This window comes from Roseateles toxinivorans, assembly GCF_004362525.1.
Lineage (GTDB): Bacteria > Pseudomonadota > Gammaproteobacteria > Burkholderiales > Burkholderiaceae_C > Paucibacter > Paucibacter toxinivorans.
Genome location: NZ_SNXS01000002.1, coordinates 770,757 through 795,268, shown reverse-complemented (window position 1 = coordinate 795,268; position 24,512 = coordinate 770,757). Strand labels below are relative to the sequence as shown.

21 protein-coding genes are annotated in these 24,512 nt (G+C 63.9%); 8 read left to right on the top strand and 13 right to left on the bottom strand.

What is annotated here, in order from left to right; genetic code table 11:
* Positions 1-2: 2 nt before the first annotated feature.
* The 4 genes from DES47_RS09380 to DES47_RS09365 all read right to left on the bottom strand — a co-directional run bounded on the left by DES47_RS09380 (position 3) and on the right by DES47_RS09365 (position 3,960).
* Positions 3-947 (bottom strand): AAA family ATPase, encoded by a 945-nt coding sequence (locus DES47_RS09380; protein WP_166651930.1) that lies wholly within the window; start codon positions 945-947, stop codon positions 3-5.
* The gene (locus DES47_RS09375) at positions 940-2,955 is read right to left on the bottom strand and encodes an integrase catalytic domain-containing protein (RefSeq protein WP_133700401.1); all 2,016 of its coding nucleotides are present in this window, start codon (positions 2,953-2,955) and stop codon (positions 940-942) included. The genes DES47_RS09380 and DES47_RS09375 overlap by 8 nt, the downstream gene beginning before the upstream one ends.
* Complete coding sequence (locus DES47_RS09370) at positions 2,891-3,568, bottom strand: TnsA endonuclease N-terminal domain-containing protein (RefSeq protein WP_133700400.1); 678 nt, start codon at positions 3,566-3,568, stop codon at positions 2,891-2,893. The genes DES47_RS09375 and DES47_RS09370 overlap by 65 nt, the downstream gene beginning before the upstream one ends.
* A gap of 143 nt (positions 3,569-3,711) precedes the next feature.
* Entirely contained in the window at positions 3,712-3,960 is a 249-nt protein-coding gene (locus DES47_RS09365) for a DNA-binding protein (RefSeq protein WP_133700399.1), read from the bottom strand.
* A 511-nt stretch (positions 3,961-4,471) separates the two neighbouring features.
* Here DES47_RS09365 and DES47_RS28690 point away from each other — a divergent pair.
* Together DES47_RS28690 and DES47_RS09360 are read left to right on the top strand one after the other, a co-directional pair.
* A complete protein-coding gene (locus DES47_RS28690) occupies positions 4,472-4,720 on the top strand; it encodes a hypothetical protein (protein ID WP_166651929.1) in 249 nt (82 codons plus the stop codon).
* Positions 4,721-5,867: 1,147 nt separating this feature from the next.
* Positions 5,868-8,384, top strand: a complete 2,517-nt coding sequence (locus tag DES47_RS09360) for a lipase family alpha/beta hydrolase (protein WP_166651928.1) — start codon at positions 5,868-5,870, stop codon at positions 8,382-8,384.
* Positions 8,385-9,168: 784 nt separating this feature from the next.
* Here DES47_RS09360 and DES47_RS09355 read toward each other — a convergent pair.
* Entirely contained in the window at positions 9,169-9,405 is a 237-nt protein-coding gene (locus tag DES47_RS09355; RefSeq protein WP_133700397.1) for a hypothetical protein, read from the bottom strand.
* Between the two features lie 896 nt (positions 9,406-10,301).
* Here DES47_RS09355 and mdeB point away from each other — a divergent pair.
* Positions 10,302-12,935, top strand: coding sequence for an alpha-ketoglutarate dehydrogenase (gene mdeB, locus DES47_RS09350; RefSeq protein WP_133700396.1), 2,634 nt, complete (start codon positions 10,302-10,304; stop codon positions 12,933-12,935).
* On the opposite strand, the gene DES47_RS09345 is transcribed toward mdeB, so the two are convergent.
* Entirely contained in the window at positions 12,932-13,852 is a 921-nt protein-coding gene (locus DES47_RS09345) for a LysR family transcriptional regulator (protein WP_243748234.1), read from the bottom strand. The two genes, mdeB and DES47_RS09345, sit on opposite strands and share 4 nt — an antisense overlap.
* 193 nt (positions 13,853-14,045) lie before the next feature.
* Between DES47_RS09345 and DES47_RS09340 the strand changes: the two genes are divergently transcribed.
* The 5 genes from DES47_RS09340 to DES47_RS09320 all read left to right on the top strand — a co-directional run bounded on the left by DES47_RS09340 (position 14,046) and on the right by DES47_RS09320 (position 18,255).
* Positions 14,046-15,122 (top strand): pyridoxal-phosphate dependent enzyme, encoded by a 1,077-nt coding sequence (locus DES47_RS09340; RefSeq protein WP_243748233.1) that lies wholly within the window; start codon positions 14,046-14,048, stop codon positions 15,120-15,122.
* A gap of 32 nt (positions 15,123-15,154) precedes the next feature.
* A complete protein-coding gene (locus tag DES47_RS09335; RefSeq protein ID WP_133700394.1) occupies positions 15,155-16,120 on the top strand; it encodes a tripartite tricarboxylate transporter substrate binding protein in 966 nt (321 codons plus the stop codon).
* Between the two features lie 10 nt (positions 16,121-16,130).
* A complete protein-coding gene (locus DES47_RS09330; RefSeq protein WP_133700393.1) occupies positions 16,131-17,114 on the top strand; it encodes a GlxA family transcriptional regulator in 984 nt (327 codons plus the stop codon).
* A 102-nt stretch (positions 17,115-17,216) separates the two neighbouring features.
* The gene (locus DES47_RS09325; protein ID WP_133700392.1) at positions 17,217-17,573 is read left to right on the top strand and encodes a DUF3703 domain-containing protein; all 357 of its coding nucleotides are present in this window, start codon (positions 17,217-17,219) and stop codon (positions 17,571-17,573) included.
* A 328-nt stretch (positions 17,574-17,901) separates the two neighbouring features.
* A complete protein-coding gene (locus DES47_RS09320; RefSeq protein ID WP_133700391.1) occupies positions 17,902-18,255 on the top strand; it encodes a cytochrome c peroxidase in 354 nt (117 codons plus the stop codon).
* Between the two features lie 56 nt (positions 18,256-18,311).
* Here the strand turns inward: DES47_RS09320 and DES47_RS09315 are convergent, their stop codons facing one another.
* From DES47_RS09315 to DES47_RS09295, 7 genes are all read right to left on the bottom strand, one after another.
* Positions 18,312-18,524, bottom strand: coding sequence for a hypothetical protein (locus DES47_RS09315; protein ID WP_133700390.1), 213 nt, complete (start codon positions 18,522-18,524; stop codon positions 18,312-18,314).
* Between the two features lie 164 nt (positions 18,525-18,688).
* A complete protein-coding gene (locus DES47_RS28685) occupies positions 18,689-18,847 on the bottom strand; it encodes a hypothetical protein (RefSeq protein ID WP_166651926.1) in 159 nt (52 codons plus the stop codon).
* A 96-nt stretch (positions 18,848-18,943) separates the two neighbouring features.
* Positions 18,944-19,105 carry a hypothetical protein gene (locus DES47_RS28680; RefSeq protein WP_166651925.1) on the bottom strand — a complete coding sequence of 54 codons (162 nt, stop codon included), beginning with the start codon at positions 19,103-19,105 and terminating at the stop codon, positions 18,944-18,946.
* An 88-nt stretch (positions 19,106-19,193) separates the two neighbouring features.
* Positions 19,194-20,486, bottom strand: a complete 1,293-nt coding sequence (locus DES47_RS09310) for a sensor histidine kinase (protein ID WP_166651924.1) — start codon at positions 20,484-20,486, stop codon at positions 19,194-19,196.
* The gene (locus DES47_RS09305; protein ID WP_133700388.1) at positions 20,476-21,123 is read right to left on the bottom strand and encodes a response regulator transcription factor; all 648 of its coding nucleotides are present in this window, start codon (positions 21,121-21,123) and stop codon (positions 20,476-20,478) included. The genes DES47_RS09310 and DES47_RS09305 overlap by 11 nt, the downstream gene beginning before the upstream one ends.
* 43 nt (positions 21,124-21,166) lie before the next feature.
* Positions 21,167-22,240, bottom strand: a complete 1,074-nt coding sequence (locus DES47_RS09300; protein ID WP_133700387.1) for a PEP-CTERM sorting domain-containing protein — start codon at positions 22,238-22,240, stop codon at positions 21,167-21,169.
* A 100-nt stretch (positions 22,241-22,340) separates the two neighbouring features.
* Positions 22,341-24,389: an acetoacetate--CoA ligase gene (locus DES47_RS09295; protein WP_133700386.1), complete on the bottom strand. Its 2,049-nt coding sequence runs from the start codon at positions 24,387-24,389 to the stop codon at positions 22,341-22,343.
* Between the last annotated feature and the right edge of the window lie 123 nt (positions 24,390-24,512).

Here is a 24,512-nt window from a genome sequence, read left to right as displayed (position 1 = left end):
ATCTATGCACCCCACGGATTGGCAATGTCAACGAGCCCGTTCAATGCAAGGCCAAAGCCACTTCGCAAGTCGGCGGCACACAAGTCGCTTCGGCTTGAGTCGGCCGCGATCAAGATGGCTTCAACCACGAGCATCTTCAGCGTGCGCAAGTTGCCCCGAGTTGCTCGATGAAGCAACACAATCTGCCGCGAGTCGGTGAGGAACTTCAAGCAATGATGTTGGTTGTGCCCCGCCAAGCCATGCACGATGCCGGCCCAGGCGTTATCGAGGGCAAAGTCGCCGAGCGTGGCTTTGGCGGCGCAGCGGCTGTGGAGATACTTGTCACGCTCCTGCAGCTGCTCCAGTCCGGTGCCACCCGCCAGAATCAAACCGATCTGCGCATCCATGATTTCTCGCAGATATTCAGTGGTTTCGTTGCCCTCATCACTGCCTGCCCGCCACCCGCCCGCACGACTGCATAGGTTGTGCGCCTCGTCGACGAGCAGGAGGTGCGTACGCCTCTGCTTGAGCGCATCAATCGAGATGTCTCGCTTCATCCCGACCGTCTGACTACTGACTTTCGGGAAGGGATGCCGCAACGCTCTCAGCACGGATTCGACTGTATGGCCGAGCGACGGCCGCTTGCGCAGTCGGATTCTGATCGCGCCCAAACCTCGATCAAACAGTGCGCTGCGTGGGACCGAATCAGCGTAGTAGCGGAGAAGGGTTGTCTTCCCAGACCCGGGCGGCCCGATGAGGCGCAGGCCGGCTGGAACGCTGAGTGCAGTGCCAAGTTGAAATACGCGATCTGCGGCCCCCAGAGCCGCCTGGAACGATCCATGAAGGACGATGGCCACGTCGATTTCCGAGCCGCGCCGGATCGCGTCGGGGCTATAGGTCTTCTGGCGACGCTCTGCGACTTTGCGCTCAAACTCGTCGGTGTCAATGTCGGCGTCAAGCTCAAACATGGCGCCCCCCATTGAAGGAAAGGGTATCGAACGCCGGAATCTGAAATGCGGGCACTTCCATCTCACTGACGGAAATCATCCGTGTCTTGGGCGGTGTTGCTGAAGGCGTTTCCCGCCCCGGTGGCCGGTAGACATGTGCCGAGGTCAGGCCTCCTAGAGCGCGCAGCTGCGCCTGTTTCAAGCGCTTGCCGCTCACGGCCTGCGCGCTCCACATGTCAAGCAGCTCCAACTTGGATGCGACCAGCAATTCCGGAATCTTTCGTCTGTCCAGCTCGCCTTTAATCCGCTCCCTGATCGCCCTGTGCTGCACCAGGGAAAGGTCGTCGGTGTACTCAGGCAGGCAGCTGGGAACTCGCAGCCATCCCTTGGTCCGAGGGTCCTGCACATGCACGTAGCTGAGATCCTCGGGGTTGAACTTGACGACTGTCTTGAACGTACTGCGCGTCGCCCGCCACAGATCCTTGAGTTCCAGCGAGTTGTAGCGGAGATAGTCAGACACGACCCCCTCGCCGGTGACGGTCAACGACTTGCTGGCAGCAACGATGATGTCCAGTTCTTCTGTGCTTGTCGGCAGCGCGGGGGGGAGCAGCTTTGCCATCCCATCACCAAACTTGTCGAAGGGCAGGGAAAGACTACGTTGATTGATCTCGATCGGGAGGATGTCGACAAAGGCTTTGAGCAAGCCGGTGCACAGGGCGCCGAAGGTAACAACAGCAGTCTTGTCCGGCTTCAGCGGCAGGTAATTGGTCTTGGGCTTCTCGACGCGGCCGGCCGCCGGCAAGTACCGCAAATAGGAGCCAAGGGTTCGCTCCACAAATGGCTTCAACCATGGCCGGCGAACTGCGCAGAACAGCAAGTCGGCGTTGAGGTGCATGGCCACCGAATGGAACTGCGGCGAGTGGAACTCCAACCCGTTGTCAACCACGAACATCATCGGAATGCCGTAGGCCAACCACGGGTTTGACAGTCCCTGACCCTCCGTCAGATCGCCCTTAGGGGAGATTGCAACCTTGAGGGCAGAGAGCGTCGATGCAAGTCCTGTCCCCCAGAAACTGATGAAGAACCCGCAGACATAGCCGCTGTGCGAGTCAACGACAACAGTAATCGTCGGACGCCCGAGCGGCATGCCGTTAGCATCGCTGATGACCACCACATCGACAATGGTGTGATCGATTTCGTAGCGTTGCATCACTCGGGCTGCATTGATGCCCTCAAGTGAATAGCGCCACTCGTTGTTTGCGTAGCTGGGTCCGTACCGGGCGAGATCAAGCGCGAAGGGATCAATCTCCTTCGCGAGCCGTTGTAGTGTCGACATGCTGATTTGGGCGGCCGCCTGCGGGATCTGCTGCGCCGCAGCCAGCGCCTCGAGCTTTCGATCAACGAACAGCTTGGTTTCCGCCAGCGGGGGGCGTGTCTGCTGACAGTAGTGAGTGCGGATGAACTCACGACCCGTCGACAGCACTGACGGATGAACCCGCCGGCTTGATCGCCGATTCGCGGCACGGTTCATGAGCGCGGCGACACTTCCACCACTCAGGTCCCATCGACGCATCCATTCCATCACCGTTGACGTCGATGGCACTGAGTTGTCCGGCTTGCCATCCTGGACATCGGCCTGCATGGGAACTTTGCCCTGAAGCTTGCGAATTGCCGCAGCGATTTGGCGACGTTGGCCGCGAGTCAGCCCTTGGCGGTGCAGATACGTGATGTAGGCGCGGCGGCGGGAGATCTCCGCTCGATGCTTCGGGGCGATATCTTCCAGGGTCGTGACCAAGCTGACCGGCCGAGCCGTCGGGCTGGCCAGCGTTGGGCTTTCACCAGTGACAACGACCAAGCGCTTGGCGAGCACGTCGCGCTGCAACGTAGCCAAGGTCATCGTTCGCGGTGCGCCCGTGACCTGATCGACGAAGACAAGCGTCTTTGCCGCGTCGTTGACCTCTCGCTCAAATCGCCACGTGCGCTCCCCATGGCGGACTACCAATCCAATCGCTACAACGTAAGTGCCCATCCTCGTTCTCCATGAGTCTGAGCCTGTTCGTTGGGGAGAGCTCTAGGCTGGGGCCAACCGTCAATAGCCGACGTCCAACTGCGTGACCAATCACTTGAGGGTTGAACCCCTGCGCGAGTGCGTCAGCAATCAAGAGATGCCCGCCCAAGCGCACCGCATGCAGCAGTTCGGCCAACTCATCCGATGGTGCGGCGCGCCTAGCTTGGTCTCGCAGGTTTTCCGCGCGACCCACACGCTCTGCGTCTAAGGACTTTTCGGTACAGACGTAGTACTCAATCCCAGCGCGGGCCAACTGCGCGGAACAACTGTTGAACTTGTGCCGGTGTTCGTCCACAAAAACCGAGGGCTTGACCTCCACGATGATGTGACGCCCGTCCTTGAGTCGCACCTGGAAGTCTGGGTAGTGGGTGCGCTCCTTACCTTCCGACACATAGATCAACTTAATTGGCTGAGATTTAATGTGCGCCGCCATCGGCATCAACAGCAGTATCTCAATGCCGCCCTTCTCCAGAAATGACTCGTGATGGATAGGGTCATCCTGAAGCCAAGATGCATGCACGGCCCCTACCGACCGATGCGGTGACGTCGTAATGATTTGGCGAGCTGGCTTCATATCCCCGAACAGGCAAAAAAATATCCACCCCGGCGATTGCCGGGGACTTGACGGGGGGCACGGGGAGGTAGAAACTTACGTTGCCTACGGTCGTTCTACGACCCCACGCCGACCCTTCGAAAGATCGGTCGGCGTTTTCTTTTCTACATCTCCATCTCCTTAGATGTTGGTACTTCCTTACTTAAATTGCCCTGCTTGCATTGGGTCTTGAGCCCCAAGGCAAGCGCGATTTCGTGTGAGACGCCTCGCTGTGCATGGCAGCGCCCGCTAAGCACTTGATAGACCAAGTTCGGATCAAAGCTGTGATCCCGAGCCCATGCGGCGACCGACAGACCACGCATGTAGAACTCGTCGCGAACACGTGTCAAATCACTGCTATTGAACTTAGCCATACCAATTCATACCACCATGTACAGAGATGTGACGAATAGCTCACGCAGCCGGGATTGACTGGCCGCGATATTAGTCTCGATCCCCGAATGGCGCAAATTAGTACTATAAGAAAGTGCGCGCTGATATTCGGGCATCGATACTTCATGCCCGACTAATCCGGCATATGCCCGAATGATGTGAAATCACGCAATTTTGCCAATGGCGAACGCCATGAAGGTCACTTGCGATTCGAATGTGACTAAAATTAGTCAGCAATAGCTGTTGATGCCCAATACTTCAGTATTTCGGAGCGCCAGCGCCAACTCGGGCTCAGGGAACAATTGGAGTCTTCAGAAATCACGTAGGCGCGAAGGTGAATTCAGTGTGGTCGTTGCTGCGCCAAAGTCCGCCGTGAAGTTCGCGACGGGGGGTCAGCTTCGACAGCAGCCGAAGGCGAAGCACTGGGTTGCGTTGACGGGCAGGGCTTCGGCGAGAAGACGCCATGATCCAGTGAGGCACTGAATGACTTCCATGCGAAAGCGAAAGATTGCCCTCTGCCGATCACTGCTTGGAAGGATCGCGAGCGGCGCAGACGAAGACTGGCTTTGGGACAACATGCGTCCTGTCGGGCGCGAGTTTGGTAGCCCAGACTTTGAGCGCCTGATGGACAAAGACCGCCGCAACGGTGTTGGCGTTTTCGATCCCGAGCTGAAGGGGCGATTCCTACGCGGGGTCAGCATTTCTGAAGACATGCCTGTACAGCCGAGGAAGCGGCTCTGATCTTGCCGCGCAGTCTGACCCGGAACAATCTCCTGTATCCGGCATTCGCAGGCGGCTTCAACGACGAATAGGTCAGCGCCGAGGACGAGCCGTCATTGCCGTCGTAGTCTCACTTGAGGCTTCACACGCTGCGCCCGGGACGCAATGCGCGACCGCGTGCATGGCCAAGGCCGGCGACCTCCACGGGTTCAGCTGCTGCTTCCCGGATTGGCGAATCCCGGACCACGCTGCGGCGAAGGCCCACAAGGCAAAGTTGGACGAATTGCTGGGCGACTTCGAGGCGCTCCCATGAATACCAAACAGCAGCGCGGCATCCAGCCGATGGTCAACCAACTGCTTGGTCTCTACGGACAAGAGAAACACGACGGCCGCGGCGTCGTCGTGCTCTAAATGAGCACAGGCACACCCTGACCTGATTTTCGCACTCGACACCGGCTCAAAGTACTGCCGGAGTCTCCAGCTAATTCATAACGACGCGTTCAAGGCGGACGAGGTGCTTCGTGTTTGCGACCAGGTCTGTGTCAGAACCATCACCACACTAGTGTCCGCTGGAGTCGGGCTTCACCGGCTATTGCCCGACTGACCCGGCGGATGCCCGAATATGCGCGTGGTGTCGCTGCTAGCGTCGGCGCAGAGGTGCGCCCGCAACTATTGCTGCAGTTCCGCGACAGCAACAGGCTGATCAGGGTAATTCGAGTCTGGCGGCCTCAGCGGCTGCTTCGATCATGAGCAGCCCTTGGAAACCGGCAGCTTGCTGCGACACCGACGTGTTCGCAGGCCGATCACCCGCCCCCAACTTCGACCACCGCAACGCAGCGCGCGCCCCATGTAACCTGCACAGGCGGCGTTCTTAAGGGCCCTTCTACGGCACTTCGTTTCCGATCAGATGCGCTGACTCTCAGCGGCGGGCCGCCGTCTTGGAGCCAACTTGGTCCAACGGCGCCTGATGTATAGAAAGGACGCCTTCAGCGGAGCGCCGCATCCTTCGTTCGGCCAAATGCTCGTTCATGCCACTTCACAGCAGCCACGTGGCATTGCACTATCTGAAGTTGACGGGAAGCAGCCCGAGCGCCGACCGCCAGCAATCTTGGCCCTGTCCGCGGGGCCGAGGGCGACAAAGATTACTCACACGCGAGCACGGTCAGCCATGAGTCTTACAAACAAAATTCGGCGAGGGTTTGCTCGCCTATCCTTCCAAATCGTGTTCGGTTTGGGTGCATTTGCATTTGCTATCGGCAGTGCAAGCGCTCAGCGCACCGAAAATACACGATGGTTCAAGGAAACGAGTGGCAATACGGCTTTCGTTTTTGTGCATGGATTATTTTCGAACTCAACCGAGGCATTCACGGCAGAGAATGGAACCTTTTGGCCGCAACTTCTCGGATCGGACACGAGATTCCACGAAAACGGTGTTGCCCCCGCCATATATCTCGGCGGCTACTACACGGCCCCCTCAAGCAGCATCTATGACGTCCCTCAAGCAGCGGACGATCTGCTTCAATCTCTCCGCTCGACAGGCCCTAAGGGCGAAGAGGCAGTGCTACGCAAGTCCAACATCGTCTTTATCGCGCACAGCACCGGCGGGCTTGTGGTGCGGTACATGATAGAAAAGCATCGAGAGCAGTTCAAAACCAAGCGGGTCGGTCTGGTTCTGATGGCGTCGCCATCCAGGGGGTCAGCGTGGAGCAACCGGCTCGAAGCGATTCGCTCAGTGTTTGGCAATCGCATGGCCGGGAATCTTGCGCGCGACGGCGAATTGGTTATGGATCTGGACCGCCGTTTTTCAAAACTCGTGGACGACAAGACTATTCCGTTGATGGCAGGCGTCGACGCATTCGAGAATAAATTCATCATTAAAGGCTTCTTTGGCTTCTTAGACAGTGAACGCCTCGTTAAGGCGGAGGATACGGCCTCTTACTTTGGCGCTTTTCGCATCGTGCCGGATACCGATCACTTCAGCATAGTTAAGCCCGATCGCTCAGCGCACCCTTCTCATTCTCTGGTGGTCGATTTCTATGAAACCAAGTTTCGCCCATTACTTCAGCGTTCCCCTGCAGGAACTTCCAACGCAAAAGAAGTGCTATCCCGCATTCTGCAAACGACCCCACAAAGAATTAATTTGAACTTGCCTCCAGCGGCAGGTCGGCTGCCGGGAACGCTTCTAGTCCGCAGACCCGACGGCACATTCGACACCATAAGACCAAGCGCCCAAACAGCGACTGGCGCGACCCCGGTCGAAGTTGTGCTCGACCTTCCTGATCTAGATTGGGCAGTTTTCGGCGCTTCACAGTTCACAACAAGGCCAACAGGCCGAACACAGGGCACGATAAGGCTTACCAGTCCAATCGTGCTAGAGGTGCCTCAGGGGTTGGAGAATCTGCGTTCACTGCTTCTCAAGGATGAGACCGTCCTGCGGCAGAGAAAAAACGGCATCGCTACTGAGGTTGTGACGCGGGCGCTGGAAGCTTCTCTAATAATTTCCCTCCAGGCGCCGCCGCCGGAAATGAGCGAATTCTTAGCTCAAGCCAAGGCAAGAGGTGCAAAGCAGTTGCCGGATGGCACTTTGGTAATAACATCTAAAGAGAGATTGATAGTTGCCTATGAAACTTCGACTGTCAAATACATAACCGAAAGCCTTGGTCCGGGGCTGCCCACTGAGGTGCAACTTCAACCAATGGATGCACCTGACTCGGTGCAGACAGACGGACTGATACCCGCAACTGGTCTGAAGGTTGGGTTTATGGCGTTTGGTACTGAATCATTTCGCAGCACCAACCTAGGTGATCTGCCGGCTGCCCGAGCCAGCATCGAGACAGTGGTCGGCGTGTTTGAAGCACTCGGCGCAAAAAGGCTGCAATCTCAGAAACGGGCTCTACGAACTTGGAGTGAGAAGGAGGTGCTCCAACTCGTTCGGGAAGCAAAGGAGGAAGCCAGAAGCCTAGGATTGGATGCTATTGCACTGTACTACGTAGGACATAGTGCCCTCGGCGCAGATGGCCATCCCTACATAATCACGGGAAATTTCAAGGAAGAAGTTGATGAGTTGATGGGAGGCAGCTTCGACATCGAAAGCTTTCAAGGCGTAAAGATCGAATATCCCAGTGATGCAGGTGAGTTGGCGTCGGGCCTCCAGGCTGGGGGAGATCGCGAGCCGACAGGGATACCAAACACCATCGCGTTGCAGCGAATCTACGATGCAGCGAATAAGGACCTACCAAAATATGGACTGCTCGCGACCGCGATCTTAATAGACGGGTGTTCTGCGGCGAGCGTTGAAGGGCAAACGGCAATGTTCTACGATGACGAGGATATGCTCGATGCTTGGGATAGTTTGACCAAAGCTCAAAAGGCAGGGTATTACGATATTTGGCTCAGTGTCGCACAGCCGACCTTTCTTTCCGACCAGCACCCCGTGATACTGGCCACGCCGCCCGGTCGAATCGCAAGGATCTCGTCGGTTGAAGGGTGGGGCGAATTCAGCTTGAAGATCGGACCGATCGCCGCTGCGTTAGTCAGACAGGCTAGCAAAATGTGGTTGTCGACCCATGATTTCGCTTGGTCCAGTCTTCTGGAAGGTATTGTTGAGATTGATGCTGTCAACCTAAATTCACCTGAGAAGATTTTTAGCATGTCCAGCTTTTCAACTTGGAGTGACCCAGATTGAAGCTACGGACTCGACCGGCAGTTCGCGTGCCGTGAGATCAGGGCGCGGGATATCGGCTCAGGGTCGGTAGCGTCTGGTCAGCACCCGCAGATGCTGCCGTTTGGCCGTGACGCCGCTGGACCTGTGCGTGTATCGCCTTCGAACGGCCGCTTGCCGCATTGGAGCGGTCAATGGGAAGTGACGCGGCTGAGGTGAACTCGTGTGCGTGCTGCGACCAAGCAAATCAAAAGCAACAGCCCGGCGATCGTCCCCGCTAGCCATGCGGCCAGTAAACCGGACGACGGCTATAGGCATATTCTGTTGAAAAACTCGGATTTGCCTGCGTTGCCCGAGCAAATCGGGCTTTAGAGGCGTTGCCGCTTCACCTGTCGTCCCGCCGGGCGTGCTGCGATAGAAAACGCGGCATTGATCCTTTCCGTGGCCTCGGTAGGGACCAGCGAGGCGCGCCCGGCTTGTGACATGGAAAAGGAGTTCCGGCGAGTGGCCTTCTGAATCGAGTTCTTCAACAGAATCGGCACGGAGTTGCCGTTCAGATTCATGCTGCGTAGGACGGCGGCCAGCCTAGAACCTACATCCCGTTGGCAGTGAGCAGCAATGCAGCGGTAATTGCCGATTGCCAGTATCCCAGGCCAGCCAGACCTGCTTTGCCAGCGCCTTTAACTCACAGGACGGCGCCCTTCGAAATCGTTCAGAATATCGTCGGGCACGGGCGCATCAAAGTCTGCAGACACTTTGAGCTTGCCTTTGAGCAGGCCAAGCTGACAGTGCGGAGTAACTGCGACATCTAAACCGGTGCCTTGCCGATCCTGGCCTCGGTCCGCTCCAGTCGGTTGCGAAGAATTTCCTCGTACTCCGCCGCAACTCCGAGAAGCTCTTCGATCTTCCTGACTGTGGTTTGAATGTGCGCGAGGTCGCCCACGTCCATGACACCGCGCTCCGTCGATAGTCGCATCAGAAGTTGTTCCGCGACCGCTCGCGCAGAGTCAACTGTCTCCAGCATCTGATTGGGTGTGCGGTTCACGACTTGCTCCTGAGGTCGTTGGGGTAGTTGCATTCTCAGGCCCGGCGTAGGCATGCAGGAGTGCCTTTTTGCGCGCAACTAGCTGGGCTCAACCGTGGTTCCATTCAACGCCGATGTCAGATGGACATCTTGAACTGAAGCGGCAGCTGCTCTAGGACTTTAACGTCAGCAAGACACCCGCGAGCTGTTCCGATGGCCTGACAACCTGCGGGATCGAGCACCCCATGCCGCCGAACTCCCGACCGACAGCAGGCAGCGGTAGTAGAGAAACGGTCTCAGGCGAGGCGCAATTCGACATTTGAGCGCCCTACGACTGCAATACCTCGCAGTGGCGGCATTCAAGCCGGCGTCTATCGCCGAGCCGAACGACCGCTTGGTACCAGTTAGCGCAAGTCCGCACAGCAATGGCCACTGACTGCAACCGCTGCGGAGCCGCAGCCCAGCGAACATCGGGATCAGACTGGCCGGGGCCGATAAGGTTGCTCAATCGAATGACATCTGCCGCTGCGTGCGCTCGATGGGCAAGATGTGATGTCCCAGGAGGTGGTGCAAGTTCTTGAGCGGGACGGCCCATAGAGGGTGGCCTAGCGTCCACAGAATCAAGGGCCAAACCTGGCCCCCAATTCTGGAGAAGTTCAGACTTAAGTGACAAAGAACCTGAAAAGTTCAGACTTGAATGAATGGAGGCGACAGACTTCAATGCGCACGAAACGCGCAAGTCGTTGATTCGCTCAAGAGCGCGGTTCAGACTTCAATGAATTTCGACAGTCGGCCCGGATTTGGCTCCAATCCCTGTTTCGCCGCCGAATGGCTGAAACTGCGGCCATTCACGCCAGCACGTCCGCCGACTTGGCCCTAGATTGGCGGAGCCCTTCACTCCTTCGCAACGAACCCCCATGCATCAGCAAGCTGCCCCCCACTGCCCGGTGGAGTCCGCCGATCCAGACCCCTTGGAAAGCGCCGAATGGCGCGATGCACTCGCGTCGGTGCTGCAGGCATCCGGGCCGGAGCGTGCACGCCAGCTGCTCGACATGCTTGCAGCAATGGGGCGCGACCCGAAGATCGCCTGGCAGCCCGCCCGCGGCACACCCTACGTCAACACCATTGCCGAACATCAGCAGCCGGTCTTCCCCGGCGATCTGGACATGGAAGAACGCCTGGCGTCGCTGATACGCTGGAACGCACTGGCCATGGTGGTGCGGGCCAACCAGGCCTATGGCGAACTGGGGGGCCATATTGCCAGCTATGCCAGCGCGGCCGATCTGTTCGAGACCGGCTACAACCACTTCTTCCATGCCCGCTGCGACGAACCCGGGCGCCGGCAGCTGGGCGACCTGGTGTTCTTCCAGCCGCACAGCGCGCCGGGGGTCTATGCGCGGGCCTATCTCGAGGGCCGGCTGAGCGCCGAAGACCTGGGCTACTACCGGCAGGAGCTGACCGCGCCGGCAGCCAACGGCGCCCAGGGCCCGCGAGGCTTGTGCAGCTATCCGCACCCCTATCTGATGCCGGACTTCTGGCAGTTCCCGACCGGCTCGATGGGCATAGGCCCGATCAGTGCCATCTACCACGCACGCTTCATGCGCTACCTCAGCCATCGCCAGCTGCTGGACTGCTCGGCGCGAAAGGTCTGGGGCGTGTTCGGCGACGGCGAGATGGACGAGCCCGAGAGCATGAGTGCGCTGACCTTGGCCGCCCGAGAGAAGCTGGACAACCTGGTGTGGGTCGTCAACTGCAATCTGCAGCGGCTCGACGGGCCGGTGCGCGGCAATGGCCGCATCATCGACGAGCTGGAGCAGCTCTTCGCCGGCGCCGGCTGGCATGTCATCAAGCTGGTCTGGGGCAGCGACTGGGACGGCCTCTTTGCGCGGGACCTGACCGGCGCACTGGCCAAGGCCTTTGCCAACACCGTCGATGGCCAGATGCAGACCTTTGCCGCCAAGGACGGGCGCTACAACCGCGAGACCTTCTTCGGCCAGAACGAGGCGCTGGCGGCCCTGGTCCGCGGCATGACCGACGAGCAGATCGACGGTCTGAAGCGGGGCGGCCACGACATGGTGAAGATCCACGCCGCCTATGCCGCCGCGGCGCAGCACCGGGGCCAGCCCACCGTGATACTGGCGCACACCAAGAAGGGCTACGGCATGGGCAGCGCCGGCCAGGGCAAGATGACGACGCACAGCCAGAAGAAGTTCGACGAAACCGATCTGATCGCGTTCCGCAACCGCTTCCAGCTGCCGCTGAGCGATGAGCAGGTCACCTCACTGAGCTTCTACCGGCCGGCGGCCGACAGCCCGGAAATGCAGTACCTGCAGGCGCAGCGGCACAAGCTGGGCGGCTACCTGCCCAGGCGCTACACCGACTGCGCCCAGGTACCGGTGCCGGACCTTGCCAGCTACGCCCAGTTTGCCCTGCAGGCCGAGGGCAAGGAGATGAGCACGACGATGGGCTTTGTGCGCATGCTGGGCAATCTGCTCAAGGACCCGGCGCTGGGCCCGCGTGTGGTGCCCATCGTGGCCGACGAGGCCCGCACCTTCGGCATGGCCAATCTGTTCAAGCAGGTCGGCATCTACTCCAGCGTGGGCCAGCGTTATGCGCCCGAAGACATCGGCTCGGTGCTGAGCTACCGCGAGGCGATGGACGGGCAGATTCTCGAGGAGGGCATCTCCGAGGCGGGCGCCCTGGCCAGCTGGACGGCGGCGGCCACCAGCTACAGCGTGCACGGGCTGGCGATGCTGCCCTTCTACATCTACTACTCGATGTTCGGCTTTCAGCGCGTCGGTGACCAGATCTGGGCGGCCGCCGATCAGCGGGCGCGCGGCTTTCTGCTCGGCGCCACCTCGGGTCGCACCACGCTCGGCGGCGAGGGGCTGCAGCACCAGGACGGCAGCAGCCATCTGGTGGCCGCGACGATTCCGAACTGCAAGGCCTATGACCCGGCCTTTGCCGGCGAGCTGGCCGTGATCATCGACCATGGCATGCGCGAGATGCTGGTCGAGCAGCAGGACGTTTTCTACTACGTCACCCTGATGAACGAGAACTATGCCCAGCCCAGCCTGCCCGTCGGCGTGGCACAGGACGTGATTCGAGGGGGCTACAGGTTTGCGAGCTACGTGGGCACCGCGGATGAGGCAGGTGGCGCGCAAGCATCCGGTGAAGTGACCTTGATGGGTTCCGGGGCGATCCTTCTTGAAGTCATCAAGGCCGCGCAGCAGCTGGCCCGACAGGGCATCTCGGCCACGGTGTTCAGCGTCACCAGCTGGAGCGAACTCGCTCGCGAAGGGCAGGCCTGCTCGCAGCCCCTGCCCTTCATCTCCCGCCTGCTGCTCGAAAGCGGCGGGCCCATCATCGCGGCCACGGACTATGTGCGTGCCGTGCCCGAGAGCGTGCGCGCCTTCATACCCGCGGAGCGTGACTACCTCACCCTGGGCACGGACGGCTTCGGCCGCAGCGACACGCGCGCCGCGCTGCGCGCCTTCTTCGGCGTGGATGCGGCCAGCATCGTCAAGGCGGCACTTGCACAGCTGGCCTAAGGCAGATTGCGCGCGATATGGCGGCGGCACAGGCTTACAAATTCCTGGGCCGCGCGTGATTGAGCCTGGCGGGGATTGAAGGCCAGCAGGGCGCGAAACGTCAGGTCGAACGTCAGCGGTACGCAACGCAGGCCCAGCGCGATGTACTCGCGCGCCACCAGCGGGTTGGTCACCGCCAGGCCGGCGCCGGCCAGCACCAGCGCGCACTGGGTGGCACTGTAGGGCGTTTCAATGGCAAAGCGGGGGGCGATGCCGGCCTGCGCAAACGCTGACTCCAGGCGCTGCTGCGCCGGGTCACGCGACGACAGGCCGATCAGTGGCACCTCCCGCAGATCATGGATCTGCAACGCTGTCTTGCGCGCCAGCGGATGGGCCGCCGGCATCGCGCACACGGCCGGCACCTCGTAGAAGACCGAGGAGTTCAGGCCACTGGTGTCGGCCTCATCGCCAAGAAACGCCAGGTCCACAACGCCCTGAAACAGGGCCTCCCGCAGCGCCTTGGAGCTGTCCACCAGCAGCTGGCAGCGGGTTCTGGCATAGCTGCGCTGGAATTCGGCCAGGGCCCAGGGCATGACGCTGGCCGCCAGCGCATGCAGCGCGCCCACCCTCAAGACGGTTTCTTCGTGGGACTGCAGCGCCGCGATCTTTCGCTGCACCGCATCCAGCCCCAGATAGACCCGCTCGACCTCCTCCATCAGCGCATGGGCCTCCGGCGTCGGCACCAGCTTGCCCCTGGCTCGCTCGAACAGCTTCAGCCCCGCGCGGGCCTCGAACTGCTGAAGTATCTGCGTCACCGCCGGCTGGCTGACGTGCAGCGCGGCCGCAGCGCGGTTGGTGGTGCCGAGCCGCATGACCATGCGAAACACGTCTATCTGTCGTGCACTGACGTCTCTCAAGTCCTGCATCAGCCCGCCCATTCAATAAGTTCTACTTATTCTGATCGACAAACAGATGAGACCACAAGGGGGGCAATCTTCCTACTATTCGTTCATGAATCAACTTTCTTCCACGGCCGGGACGAACCCGCTCCCACGGCCTCTGATACGGCTCAATGCATCGATGCACGGCCTGCGCTGCATAGGTTGCGGCGAGGCGTACCCGGTCCAGGAGATGCCGACAGGTTGCCCGCGCTGCGCGGACATCGGCACGCCGGCCAGTGTCGAGGCGACGTTTCGCGAACTGCCGACATCACTCCTATCCGCCAGCTCAGGCTATAAGTTTGGCGCCTGGCTGCCCTACACCCACGGCCTGACCCTGAACGAGGGGAACACCCCCTGCCTGGACCTGCCCAGGCTGGCGGCCGAGGTCGGCATCCGGCAGCTGACGGCCAAGCATGAGGGCATGAACCCCACCGGCTCGCACAAGGACCGCATGTCCGCTCAGGGCATCAGCCGGGCGCTGGATATCGGCGCCCGGACCATCGTGCTGGCCTCCAGCGGCAACGCCGCGGTCTCGGCCGCTGCCTATTGCGCGGTCGCCGGCCTGCGTTGCGAGGTCGCCACCTACGGCCATATGCCGGAGCCCTATGCCCGTGCCCTGCATCGCTTTGGAACCAAGCGCGTCACCTTCAAGCGCAGCCTGGACCGCTGGAGCTATGTGCGCCAGCAGGTGGAGCGTGAAGGCGCTTTTGCGCTCACCAACTACTGCGTCCCGGCCGTCGGCAGCCCCGTGTTCGGCGTGGAAGGCTACCGCGCGGTGGCGCTGGAGCTGGCGGCCGATGGCTGCCTGCCCGATCACATCCTGGTGCCGACCTCGCGGGGCGATCTGCTCTGGGGTCTGTACAGCGGCCTGCGCGACCTGCTCGCCGCCGGCCTGATCCCGCACATGCCGCGGCTTTGGGCCATCGAACCCTTCCCGCGCCTCAGCCGGGTGCTGGCCGGCGCCTCGCTTCAAGCGGAGTTCGAGGGGCAGACCGCGCAGTTCTCGATTGCCGGCAGCACGGTCACGCTGCAGCAAAAGCTGGCAGTCGAGATGTCTGGGGGCGGGGCCGTCGCCACCAGCGACGCGGAGGCCACCCGAGGCGCCGTTCAGTTGGCCGGCCAGGGATTGTGGGTCGAGCTGTGCGCCGGAGCCTGCCTTGCGGCGTTGCGCAGCCTCTGCGACCGGGGACAGATCTTGCCCTCGGAACATGCCCTGCTGCTGCTCACCGCCAAGGGCGACCGCGACACATTCGACGTCGCTTGTTGAATCCACTTCTTTACCGTTCAATGGGGAAATCCATGCTGACCCGACCGCTCCAATCCCTTGTTCTTGCCGCCGCCCTGCTGAGCGCAAGCGCGCACGCCGCCTATCCTGACAAGCCCATCCACCTCATCGTTCCTTGGGCGGCGGGCGGCAGCACCGATGCCGTGGCCAGGGCCATCGCCCAGCGCATGGGCGAGACCATGGGCACCACGGTGGTGGTGGACAACCGCTCCGGCGCCTCCGGCCGCATCGGCACCGAGGCGGCCGCCAAGGCGCCGCCCGATGGCTACACCATCAACATCATCGAGTTGCCGCACGCCATCGCGCCGGCGGTGCTGCTCAAGGTGCCCTATGACCTGCTGCGCGACTTCACGCCTGTCTCGATGATCGGCACCTCGCCACTGATGCTGTTCGTCAACTCATCGCAGTACAAGACCGGCGACATCAAGGGCTTCATCGCCGACGGACGCGCCAGCAAGAAGCCCTGGCCGATCGCGCACAGCGGCAACGGTTCCATCAGTCACCTGTCCGGCGAGTTGTTCGCGGCGGCGTCGCGCATCAAGATCGACGCCATCCCGTACCGGGGCTCGGCACCCGCCCTCACCGACGTGGCGGCAGGCCTGGTGGTCGGCCATTTCTCGACGCTGGCCAGCGGGGCCTCGCTGCTGAGCGCCGGCAAGCTGTCGGCATTGGTGGTGACGGGCTCGTCCCGCTTTGCCGGCATGCCCGACGTTCCCACCGCATCCGAAGTTGGCATTCCGGGCATGCAGTTCAATCAGTGGTGGGCCGTGGTGGCCCCCGCCACCACGCCGGTCGAGATCGTGCAGAGGCTCAACAAGGAGGTGCTGGCTGCACTGGCCCATCCGGGCACGCGGGAGCGTCTCAACGCGCTGAACATCGAACTCAAGGGTTCGAGCCCCACCGAGCTGCGCAGCTTCATGCGCAGCGAGGTGGCGCACTGGGCAGAGGTCGCGCGCAAGGCTGGCGTCATTCCTGAGTAGGGGCACTGCCATGCAAAAGAACTTCCTGGAAGTCGCCATCATGGCCATGGACGGCGTTCAAGCGCTGGATGTGGCCGGCGCCATGGATATCTTCGCGGCGGCCAACACACGCGCGACCGCAGATCTCAGACCCTACAGGCTCACCCTGGTCACGCCAGCCGGAGGCGAGATCTCGACCCGCTCAGGCCTGCGTCTGGCCAGCACCTTGCCCATGGAAGCGCTGCCGGATGAGATCGACACCCTCATCATTGCGGGTGGCAGCCCGGATGCGATGCGCATCGACGCCTCGCCCACGAGGGTGGCCTCCTGGTTGAAGCGACGAGCCGCTGCGTCGCGGCGCGTCGCCGGCCTCAATTCCGGTGTCCGGCTTCTGGCCGATGCGGGGTTGCTGGGCGGCAGACGAGCGACCTCGCACTGGAGTCTGTGCCCCTTGCTTCAGACGGGGCATCCCGCCATCACGGTCGATGCGGACCCGATATTCATCGCGGAGCCGCCGTTCTATACCTGTGCAGGCATGACGGCGGCGACCGACTTGTGTCTTCAGTTCGTCGAGCAGGACCGGGGCCGCAACGTCGCATCGGCCGTCGCAAAAGACCTGGTGCTGTTCATGCGAAGGCCTGGCGGCCAGTCGCAAATCAGCGTCGGACTGCAGGCCCAGGCGAACGCGGCCCCCCGCCTGTTGACGCTGCTGTCCGAGATCGTTGACCAGCCGGCGGCCGACCTGCGCGGCCCCGTCCTGGCCGACCGGGTCGGCATGTCTGAGCGAACCTTCTCGCGCAGCTTCAGAAAGGCCACCGGCTGCACCCCGGCCCGGTTTGTCGAAGCCGTGCGTGTGGAGCGCGCCAAGGCCTATCTGGAGTCGGCCGCCTGGCCCCTGGCGAGAGTGGCCCAGCGCGCTGGCTTCGGCAGCTCCGACGCACTGCATCGTGCCTTCATGCGGCAAGTCGGGTCAACGCCCGGCAGCTATCGCGAGCAGGTCGGCACCAGCACCTGAGTTGCGGCAGCAGCCATATGCAAGGTCAGCCCCTTTGTTCAAGCCGCCCAGCCGGGTTTTGCGAAGAATCACGCTCAGCAAGCACTGCATAGGGACCCTCCGATGAATACCTTCTCACAGCGCATCCGCCCCTTCGTCCAAGTCGAACTCGATGCGGCTCGTACCCTCGAGTCTCGCGGCGAGTTCGCGTCGGCCTTTGGCCGGCTCGAGCGCGCCCACGTGCTCGGCCAGGCGAGCACCCGCGAGCACGTCCGCGTGCACATGGCGATGCTCGGCTGGGCGGTTCGTCAAGGCGTTGGACGGGAGGCCTTTGGTCAGCTGCTGCGGATTCTCGGCGCCGCCACCAAGACGGTTTGGGGCGCGGTCCCGCGGGGCAATACCGGCGGCGCCAACGTCAGCGCGCTCAAGCCAATGCCCATCCCTCCGGATCTGCAGCACCTGATCGACGCTGCCGGCTGATCGACTCGCGTATCGCATTTCTTCCATGGCCGGGCTCCGCCTGGCTGGTGATTCGACGCAGCAGCCGCCGCTGGCGGCCGCACGGTGATGCGCACTTTTATCGCGCTATCCATCCGTCACAGGAGTCATCACCATGCTTCGTCGTGCGCAGGAGAAGGCATCAAGCAACGAGTGACACAGGCGGCCCGGTTGGCAATGCTGGCCCTGGCCATGATGCTGCCCGCCCTCCTCGGTTTCGGCTGGAGCCAGGATGGCGTCACCTCCCGCATCGACAGCTGGTCGTCTATACACGCCTGTCTCGTGACGGCAAGGTGTCCTGCGCCGGACCATGCCCGCGCCGGCCACCGCCCACGGCCCCTGGTTCTTCTGGGATGGCCGCAAGGACAGCCTCTGGTCACCGGCGCTCGGGCCCCTGGAGGACGGTCTGGAGCACGGCAGCAACCGAGCGCGCCTGGTGCAGCAGCTGCAGGCCCACCACCGGGCGGACTACGAGATGGTGTTCGGGCCGATCCCTATGCTGGCCAAACTCGCGGCCGATGCCGGCGCTCGCCGGCCGCCGCGACCGGGCGGACCGAGCTCGCACGCGACGGCGCGTCCGTGGCCAATCGCCAGCCGATCCGCCTGTCGGACGAGGAGGCACGCCAGATGGCTGCCTTCCTGCGCAGCATGGCAAGCCCGATAGAGGAGCCCGGGGCGGGTCGAGGCGCCCCGTAGGAGATCGGCAGCTGCAGCGGGATATCAATGCCGCGGTGCCAGCCGCAGGCTCAGCAGCATGGCCTGGGCCTCGGCCAGCCGGGCGGGGTCCGGCGTCTGGGCCAGCAGCGTCAACCGGATCGGGCCCATCACCGAGTCTCCGACCTGGGGCAGGTGCAGACCGATGAAGTGGCGGGCGGGCACCGGCCGCTCGACCCGCCGGCTGACCGGGCGCGCCGGTCGGCCATCGACGACCACGGCGCGCTCTTCTCGGTCGCTGGTGCCTTCGCGCGGAATCAGGGGGCGGCATGGATGCCCAGGTCATAGTCGATCCGCAGCGCATCGCCGAGCAGCCAGCCGGCACTTGAATCAATGCCACCGGCCTGCTGCGTCAGCCCGGCCGGCACCCGCAGCAGCAGGGCCTATTCGGCTGGCTCTGGAACGGGCGCGGCGCCCAGCACCGCAAACGGCTGGATGGTGATGAACTTGCCCGCGCCGTCGCTCCGTACCACGGCACCGGCGAGGCTGGCGGTGATCTGGCCGGCCTTCAGCTTGGATCTGGTCGAGCGGGTGTCGTTCATCAGATAGGTCGCGTCGTCCGGCGCAAGGTGGGGAAGGCTGAGGTGGTGACCCAGCTCATGGCCGGCCAGATTGCCGGCCAGGCCAGTAGGCTTGGTTCAGTCGGCGGCGGCAAAGCCGGCCTGCCAGAAGATCGTGTCCAGCTTGGCTTCCTTGGTGGTCACATAACCATTTTCAGCCATGGCGCCGGCCTGCAAAGTGAACAGTGCGGCCGCGGCGGTGGCCAGACGCAGACCCTCTGTGAAAGTGAATGCCTTCATGCCGCCCTCCGGCAACTGGGAATTGAACGATGACAAACCTCGAAAGTTCACACTAGGTCGCGTATTGAGTCAGGTCAAGGACGTCTGGCTAGGGGTCGAAGCGCAGCGCCGCCTCGAAGCCCGCGCCCTGCTGCAGCGGCGAACGCAGGCTCAACCGGGCGCCGGACTGCTGGGCAATCTTGCGCACCAGGGGCAGGCCCAGCCCGGAGCGCCCCCGGGCCGGCGCCAGCCCCGCATTCAGCTGTTGCAGCGACTGCGCGTCCATGCCTGGCCCGTCGTCGCAGACCCGCAGCCCCGTCGGCTCGACGAACACATCGACATGGGCCGCAGGCCCGCCATGGTGCAGCGCGTTGTCGACCAGATTGCGCAGGGCGATGCCCAGCGCATCGAGATCGGCCTGCACCACGCAGTCCTGCTCGCCGGCGTGCAGGCGCAAGCGCGCGGCCTGCTGGTCGGCGGCAAACTCGTCGAGCACCATTCGAGCCAGCAGCCGCAGATCGACGGCCTCGCGGCGCAGCGCCAGACCGGCGTCGACCCGCGCCATCTGCAGCAGCCGGCTGGCCAGCGCGGTGACGCGGTCGATCTGGCGCAGCAGCACCTGCGCACGCTGACGCGCCTGCCGGGCGTCGGTTTCGCCCAGCAGGCGCTGGGCATGGGCCCGCGCCGCGGCCAGCGGCGTGCGCAGCTCATGCGCCATCTGCGCGGCGAAAGCGCGTTCCGTCTCGACCTGCTCCTGCAGGCGCCGGCGCATCTCGTTGACGGCGCCAAGCAGCGGCAGCAACTCCTCGGGCATTCCCCGCAGGGGCAGCTCCTCACGCCGCTCCAGCGCCTGCCGGGCCGGACGCAGGGCCCCGAACACACTGCGCAGCACCCGGTGCAGGGCCACCGCGCCCAGCGGCAACACCAGCAGCAAGGGCAGCAGCAGCCACAGACAGGTCTCCCAGATGACCTCACGGCGGTGCGCCAGCGGCTCGGCCACCAGCACACGGCGCGGACCGACCTGCAGCGCCGCTACCCGCCAGACGCCCTGCTCGCTCAAACCCGTGGCCGGCAGCGGCGCCAAGGGCTGCAGCGGCGCCTGATGCGAACGCAGGCGCATACGGCCCTGGCCGTCGAACACCTGGTAGACCAGGTACTCGCGGTGAGGGCCGAAACCGGCCGGCACCCGCCCGTCGGGGCCGCTGTCGAAGGCGGCATCGGGCAAGCTGAGCAGGACTTGTGCCGTTTCGATCAGGGCGCTGTCCAGTACCTCGTCGGTTTCCTCCTGCACGCTGAACAGCGCCAGGCCGGTGCCCAGGGTCCAGGCCGCGAGCAGCAGGGCCGCCAGACGGCCGCGCAGGCGGCGTTCCAGACGCCAGGCACCGGGACTGTCAGCGCTCAAAGCGATACCCCAGCCCACGGTGGGTGCTGATGCGCCGCGCGCCCAGCTTCTTGCGCAGGCGGCTGATCATCACTTCGAGGGAGCTGCCGCCGGACTGGGCCAGCTGGTGCGGCGCCAGCGCCTCGTCCAGCTGACCGCGCGGACAGATGCGTCCGGGCGGGGCGGCCAGCACGGCCAGCAGGGCCCACTCCATCGCGGTCAACTCCACCGGCAGGCCCTCGCGTCGGGCCACATGCTGGCCCAGGTCCAGGGTCAGATCGCCCAGCTGCAGCAGCGGCAAGGGGCGGCCACGGCGCCACAGAGCCTCGACGCGGGCCAGCATCTCGTCCAGATCAAAGGGCTTGACCAGATAGTCGTCGGCGCCGGCACGCAGGCCGCGCACCCGGTCGGATATCTGGTCCCGCGCGGTCAGCACCAGCACCGGCAGGCTCAGGCCGGCGCTGCGCCAGGCGCGCAGCAGGTCCAGGCCGTCGCCATCGGGCAGGTTCAGGTCGAGCAGGGCCAGATCGGGCGGACTGGCGGCGCCAGGCGCCTGGGCCAGCAGCTTGCACCAGTGCACGCCATGGCCGGCCGCCTCCAGGTGCTCGACCACCGCCTGGCCCAGATCGATATCGTCCTCAAGCAGCAGGATCTGCATGCCGCGATCATCGCACCGCGGCGGCAGGGCTGCTTCATCGGCGTCAAGGGCGCTCGGCCTGTCCGCGCCGCCGCAGCAGTCCCAGGCTGCCCAGGCCCAGCGCCAGCAGCAGGCCCGTGGCCGGCTCCGGCACGGCGGGGATATTGCCATTGAGATTGATGGCCGCGTTCTGCGCGCCCATATAGTCGCCGATCTCGCTGGGGTCGGGATGGGAGTCGCCGAAGATCGGCAGGGCCTCGTTGTCCTCGGCCTTGAGCGCACCGGTGTAGTGGAAGAACTCGTAGCGCCGCACCACCGCCTCGGCATGCTCGCCGATGGGCGCCAGGCCGCCGTTCTCCAGCACGCCCGAGTCGGGGTTGCCGGGGTCGGTCTGCAGCAGCTGCCACTCGATCTCGGTATGGCTCTTGGCGATCTCGATCTTCTCGCCATTGCCGACCAGCTCTTCGAGGCCCACCGGGCCCTCGGTCTCGGTGGTGTAGACCTTGACCCAGATCGGCAGGCCGAACTGCGGCTCGCCGGGTTCGACCTTGGGCGCCTGTATGCGCGCCACCACGATCGGCGGCTGGGCCGGCAGCGGCGAGGGCGTGACCACCCACAGCGGCGCCGGCAGCGCGGCGGCCACCGGCGTCAGCAGGCCCGAGCCGGGCGCGGCCTCGACCAGCCAGCTGTAGCCGACCTTGCTGGCATTGCCCACGGTGCCGACACCGAAATGGTCGCAGGGCGTGTCGGGCCCGTAACCGATGCCGCCGCCGGTCCAGCAACTCTCGCCGGGCGTGTTGAACACGCCGCTGGGCGTGCCCACATTCCACACGCCGCCGGCGAACGTGGCCCTGTAGGTGACGTGCACGCCGGACACGCCACCGAGGCTGTACTCGCTGACCTCGGGTGAGCCGTAGCGCTCCACGGTGGTCGGGAAGCCGCGGCCGGCGCCGCCGAAGGTGTCGGTGATGTCGGACAGATGCAGGCCCTCGAGCTCGATCTCGAAGCCGTGGGCCGTGTGCCCGGTGTCATTGACGACGTCGAAGTTGCCCAAGGTGCCGAACACCGAGGCCTGGGCCATCAGCGGCAGCAGCAGGGACATCGCCGTCAGCGATGCGAGTGGGGTGAGTCTGGGCATAGGGCCTCCGATGGCGGTGCAGGGTGGGCGCCCAGCATGCGCAGCAGAGGTGAACCGAAGCTGAACGGGCGGGCGGCCCGTGGCCCGGGTTTGATCAGGGTCAAAGCCCGGCGCGCTGCGCCGCAAACGCCACGAACCAGTCCACGCATTCGGCGTTGGCCATCGCGTCGCGCTTGAGCACCGCGTCGGCGCTGGCGCCCTGCAGCAGCTTCTTCACCGGCAGCTCCATCTTCTTGCCCGACAGGGTGCGCGGAATCGCCGCCACCTGGAAGATCTCGTTGGGCACATGGCGGGCCGACAGCGCCTGCCTGATGGCCTCGCGCAGGCGGCGGGTCAGTGTCTCGTCAAGCACCAGGCCCTCGCGCAGCACGACGAACAGCGGCATATAGCTGTCGCGGCCGAGATACTCCAGATCGACGACCAGGCTGTCCAGCACCTCGGGCAGGGCCTCAACGGCACGGTACAGCTCGGCCGTGCCCATGCGAATGCCATGGCGGTTGATGGTCGCATCCGACCGGCCGTAGATGATGGCCCCGCCCTCGGGTGTGATCTTCAGCCAGTCGCCATGGCGCCAGATGCCCTCGCCCTGCGCGCCGCGGTACATGTCGAAGTAGCTCTCCAGGTAGCGTGCGTTGCCGGGATCATTCCAGAACATCAGTGGCATCGACGGCATCGGCCGGGTGCACACCAGCTCACCGACCTCGTTGATCAAGACCTGGCCCCTGCCCTGCGCATCAGGCTCACCGAAGGCCTGCACGGAAGCACCCAGGCAGCGGCATTGCATCTGGCCGCGGTGCACCGGCAGGGTGGGCACGCCCGCCAGGAAGGCGCCGGCAAAGTCGGTGCCGCCGCTGATGCAGCTGATCCAGATCGGCCTGCCCTCGACCTGGGGCAGGCTGCTCCAGATCCAGTCATAGCACTCGTCGGCCAGCGGCGAGCCGGTCGAGCCGACGGCACGCAGCCGCGACAGATCGGTGCCCTGCTGCGGCCGCACGCCGGCCTTCAGGCAGTTGGCATAGAAGGCCGCGCCGGCACCGAAGAAGGTCACGCCGGCCTGCGCGGCGAAGCGCCACAGCGTGCTCCAGTCCGGATGCTCGCGCGTACCGCCCGGGTTGCCGTCGAACAGGCAGATCGTCGTGCCACTCAGCAGCCCGGCGATCTGGCAGTTCCACATGATCCAGCCGGTCGAGCTGTACCAGTGGAAGCGGTCGCCGTCCTGCGCGCTGGCGCCGACATTGTTGTGCAGCCTGCCCATCTTCAGCGCCTCCAGCACCACGCCGCCGTGGCCGTGGACGATGGGCTTGGGCAGGCCGGTGGTGCCGCTGGAGTAGACGATCCACAGCGGGTGATCGAAGGGCATGGGCTCCGGCGCCAGCTGCGGCAGGCCCGGTGCCACCAGGTCGGCAAAGGCGTGCGCCGCCCGCGCCGGCCCGGCCAGCAACTGCGCCTCGGCCTGGGCGTCCAGACAGGGCAGCAGCACGACATCGCGCACGCTGGGCAGGGCCGCCAGCAGCTGCCGCAGCAGCGGCATGCGGTCGAAGCCCTGACCACCATAGACATAGCCGTCGACGGTGATCAGGGCCTTGGGCTCGATCTGGCTGAAGCGGTCCAGCACCGCCACCGGCCCCATGTCAGGCGAACAGACCGACCAGATCGCACCCAGGCTGGCCACGGCCAGAAAGGCCACCGCGGTCTGCGGGATATTGGGCAGGAAGGCGACGACGCGGTCGCCCCGCTGCACGCCCAGGCGCCGCAGCGAGGCGGCCAAGGTGCCGACCTGGCGGCGCAGCTCGGGCCAGCTCAGCTCGCCCAAGGCACAGGACGGGCCCTGCGCCAGCATCGCCTCGTTGGCCCAGACGATGGCCGGGTGGCCGGCCGCATGGGCCGCGTCGGCATGGCGCAGCACCTGGGCCGCGTAGTTCAGGCTCGCACCCTCGAACCAGCGCGCGCCGGGCATCCTCTCTTCGCACAGGGCCCGCTCGAAGGGCGTGGCCGACTGCAGCTCGAAATAGTCCCAGATACTGAGCCAGAAGGCGTCCAGCTCGGTGACGGACCACTGCCATAGCGCGTCATAGCCATCGAAGTGCAGGCCGCGCGTGCGGGCCAGCCAGTCCTGGTAGCGGGTGATGTGGGGGATGGGCAGCGTCATGCGCTCAGCTTCGCCCCCGCCGCCGCGCGGGTCAAGCGGGAAAGATGCCGGTTGTGCTCTCACCGTACAGCCCCGACCCCCTGCGAACCTAGGGGGCCGGCGAACTGGCCTTTTCGCGACTGC

What these genes read in the sequence shown, in the direction of transcription:
- DES47_RS09335 (WP_133700394.1), top strand. Translation starts at nt 15,155, where the DNA reads ATGCTGACCCGACCGCTCCAATCCCTTGTTCTTGCCGCCGCCCTGCTG.
- DES47_RS28690 (WP_166651929.1), top strand. Translation starts at nt 4,472, where the DNA reads ATGCGAAAGCGAAAGATTGCCCTCTGCCGATCACTGCTTGGAAGGATC.
- DES47_RS09305 (WP_133700388.1), bottom strand. Translation starts at nt 21,123, where the DNA reads ATGCAGATCCTGCTGCTTGAGGACGATATCGATCTGGGCCAGGCGGTG.
- DES47_RS09365 (WP_133700399.1), bottom strand. Translation starts at nt 3,960, where the DNA reads ATGGCTAAGTTCAATAGCAGTGATTTGACACGTGTTCGCGACGAGTTC.
- DES47_RS09320 (WP_133700391.1), top strand. Translation starts at nt 17,902, where the DNA reads ATGCCCGCGCCGGCCACCGCCCACGGCCCCTGGTTCTTCTGGGATGGC.
- DES47_RS09345 (WP_243748234.1), bottom strand. Translation starts at nt 13,852, where the DNA reads ATGGGCGGGCTGATGCAGGACTTGAGAGACGTCAGTGCACGACAGATA.
- DES47_RS09330 (WP_133700393.1), top strand. Translation starts at nt 16,131, where the DNA reads ATGCAAAAGAACTTCCTGGAAGTCGCCATCATGGCCATGGACGGCGTT.
- DES47_RS28685 (WP_166651926.1), bottom strand. Translation starts at nt 18,847, where the DNA reads ATGAACGACACCCGCTCGACCAGATCCAAGCTGAAGGCCGGCCAGATC.
- DES47_RS09375 (WP_133700401.1), bottom strand. Translation starts at nt 2,955, where the DNA reads ATGGGCACTTACGTTGTAGCGATTGGATTGGTAGTCCGCCATGGGGAG.
- DES47_RS09360 (WP_166651928.1), top strand. Translation starts at nt 5,868, where the DNA reads ATGAGTCTTACAAACAAAATTCGGCGAGGGTTTGCTCGCCTATCCTTC.
- DES47_RS09380 (WP_166651930.1), bottom strand. Translation starts at nt 947, where the DNA reads ATGTTTGAGCTTGACGCCGACATTGACACCGACGAGTTTGAGCGCAAA.
- mdeB (WP_133700396.1), top strand. Translation starts at nt 10,302, where the DNA reads ATGCATCAGCAAGCTGCCCCCCACTGCCCGGTGGAGTCCGCCGATCCA.
- DES47_RS28680 (WP_166651925.1), bottom strand. Translation starts at nt 19,105, where the DNA reads ATGAAGGCATTCACTTTCACAGAGGGTCTGCGTCTGGCCACCGCCGCG.
- DES47_RS09325 (WP_133700392.1), top strand. Translation starts at nt 17,217, where the DNA reads ATGAATACCTTCTCACAGCGCATCCGCCCCTTCGTCCAAGTCGAACTC.
- DES47_RS09370 (WP_133700400.1), bottom strand. Translation starts at nt 3,568, where the DNA reads ATGAAGCCAGCTCGCCAAATCATTACGACGTCACCGCATCGGTCGGTA.
- DES47_RS09340 (WP_243748233.1), top strand. Translation starts at nt 14,046, where the DNA reads ATGCCGACAGGTTGCCCGCGCTGCGCGGACATCGGCACGCCGGCCAGT.
- DES47_RS09295 (WP_133700386.1), bottom strand. Translation starts at nt 24,389, where the DNA reads ATGACGCTGCCCATCCCCCACATCACCCGCTACCAGGACTGGCTGGCC.
- DES47_RS09300 (WP_133700387.1), bottom strand. Translation starts at nt 22,240, where the DNA reads ATGCCCAGACTCACCCCACTCGCATCGCTGACGGCGATGTCCCTGCTG.